At 21.6% G+C, this 1,821-nt stretch carries 4 protein-coding genes; 2 read left to right on the forward strand and 2 right to left on the reverse strand.

What is annotated here, in order from left to right:
• The first annotated feature begins 349 nt into the window (after positions 1 to 349).
• Together KTO59_RS04130 and KTO59_RS04135 are read left to right on the forward strand one after the other, a co-directional pair.
• Positions 350 to 616 carry a hypothetical protein gene (locus tag KTO59_RS04130; RefSeq protein WP_284928791.1) on the forward strand — a complete coding sequence of 89 codons (267 nt, stop codon included), beginning with the start codon at positions 350 to 352 and terminating at the stop codon, positions 614 to 616.
• A gap of 32 nt (positions 617 to 648) precedes the next feature.
• Positions 649 to 978, forward strand: coding sequence for a hypothetical protein (locus tag KTO59_RS04135; protein ID WP_284928793.1), 330 nt, complete (start codon positions 649 to 651; stop codon positions 976 to 978).
• A 251-nt stretch (positions 979 to 1,229) separates the two neighbouring features.
• On the opposite strand, the gene KTO59_RS04140 is transcribed toward KTO59_RS04135, so the two are convergent.
• Together KTO59_RS04140 and KTO59_RS04145 are read right to left on the reverse strand one after the other, a co-directional pair.
• Complete coding sequence (locus tag KTO59_RS04140) at positions 1,230 to 1,391, reverse strand: hypothetical protein (protein ID WP_284928794.1); 162 nt, start codon at positions 1,389 to 1,391, stop codon at positions 1,230 to 1,232.
• Positions 1,392 to 1,445: 54 nt separating this feature from the next.
• The gene (locus tag KTO59_RS04145) at positions 1,446 to 1,580 is read right to left on the reverse strand and encodes a hypothetical protein (RefSeq protein ID WP_284928796.1); all 135 of its coding nucleotides are present in this window, start codon (positions 1,578 to 1,580) and stop codon (positions 1,446 to 1,448) included.
• Between the last annotated feature and the right edge of the window lie 241 nt (positions 1,581 to 1,821).

A 1,821-nucleotide genomic window follows, 5' to 3' on the forward strand; every position in this document is an offset into this window, starting at 1 on the left:
CAATATTATAATAATAAATGGCGAGAACTAAATATTTAATCAATCATCAAAATAAGAACAATCGATAAAATCAGTATTTGTTGTTATATTTATATTGATAAATAATAATTTCTTGATTGAATCATAATGGGTAGTTTATTAACAAATATTCGAAAATCTAAATCTATTGTTTTTAATTCTTTTTTATTTAAATATAATACTCTTTGTTGTAAATTTAAATTGCTTTTCATATTAAAGTATAAAAGATAAATTCGGAAATTATACTCATTTAATATTTTACTTAACAAAAAACCATTTAAAATAATTATATTTTTATCTTCATTGTATATATCAATAAGGATATTTTCATTTGAAAATTCAATATATACTATTCCTTTTCGAATATTTACTGTTCTGCGTAGTCATTAAAAACTTTAATGAATTAGATAAATTATTATCTCTTTTTGAAGGAAACGAAGTATTTACAAGTGGATTAAGTTATGAAAGTAATTTAAAACGATTTGATAAATTTTTATATCACACTTATAACAAACCACTTATAATCGAAACTAAAAATGAAAAATTAAAAAAATTGCTTTATCTAAACATAATATTATTGTTAGAAATCTTGAAATAATATCAGACCGAATTGGAAAAGTCATCGATTTAATGGATGGATTTTTTATTAAAGCTGATGCAAACGCAGATTATTTAGCAACACATTTTGAAGAAAATTTCGATTTTAGCAATAAAATAAGTACTATCGATAACATATTAAAATTAAAAACTTTCTTAAAAGAATTTTGTAATTCTTCAGAATTATTTGAAATTGACCGCGATGACTACGACGAAGACACTGCAGAAGATGTTTTATTTGATTTAAATGATATTCGCGATGACATTGAAACAATGTATGATTACATTCACAATATTCATAGTGTAATGTTACAAATTATAACTTTAATTAGCGAATTACGTCATTTAAAAGACCAAAATTAAAAAAAACATAAAAAAGAAAGGAACGAAAAAAAATGACAATGACATTGAAATGTATTTTAGTTATTACATTTATAATAGCTATATTTTTAGGTTGTACATTAGGTTATATAAAAGGATTACGCGACTCAAAAAAAGAAGAAGAAAACGAATAACCACACACAACAAAAATAAAAATAAACAAAAAATAAAAAAAATAACACTAAGACATTAAAAACCAATTTTAATCATAAATAATAACAAACAATTTCTTTTTATGTTACTATTATATATGTACTCTGTTGTGGGTACAGGACTTGTCTATCTTGATATACGATTTTATCGATATAAATAGGTTTCTCTATTTCTTTAATAATTTCTCGATCTTGAAATACTATTTTTTCAACTGGTCTATATTGTTGTGAATATATTACCAAATTTTGGTTGTGTTTTATAAAAAAAATAAAAAAACCTGGTTAAGACAGGTTTTTTTATTTGATAACAATTATTATAATTGGTGTTTCTTTTATTTTTTGTATTTGAAAATTCAATAAAGAATTAAAGCAAATTAAAAAAGAATTAAAACAATCTAAAAATAAAATTATTATTTGTGTTGTTGTGAACATACTATTTTTCCTCCTTTGATTGTGTTTTTAACACCTTCAAAAAAAATAAAAACACCTTAATGAAGGTGTCAAATATATTATATATAAAAATAAAAAAATGAACTTTTCGAAGCACTGTTAAATGACAGTGCTTTTTTATTAAAAAACATATAAAAAACAATGTTAAGCAATTCACAAAAACAATAAAAACAAAAAAAGGAAATTAAAATTATGAAAAGGGTGTGTTCCATTAATATCATTC

Source organism: Candidatus Phytoplasma sp. AldY-WA1 (assembly GCF_020312115.2).
In the GTDB taxonomy this organism is placed as follows: domain Bacteria; phylum Bacillota_I; class Bacilli_A; order Acholeplasmatales; family Acholeplasmataceae; genus Phytoplasma; species Phytoplasma vitis.

What these genes read in the sequence shown, in the direction of transcription:
- KTO59_RS04135 (WP_284928793.1), top strand. Translation starts at nt 649, where the DNA reads ATGGATGGATTTTTTATTAAAGCTGATGCAAACGCAGATTATTTAGCA.
- KTO59_RS04145 (WP_284928796.1), bottom strand. Translation starts at nt 1,580, where the DNA reads ATGTTCACAACAACACAAATAATAATTTTATTTTTAGATTGTTTTAAT.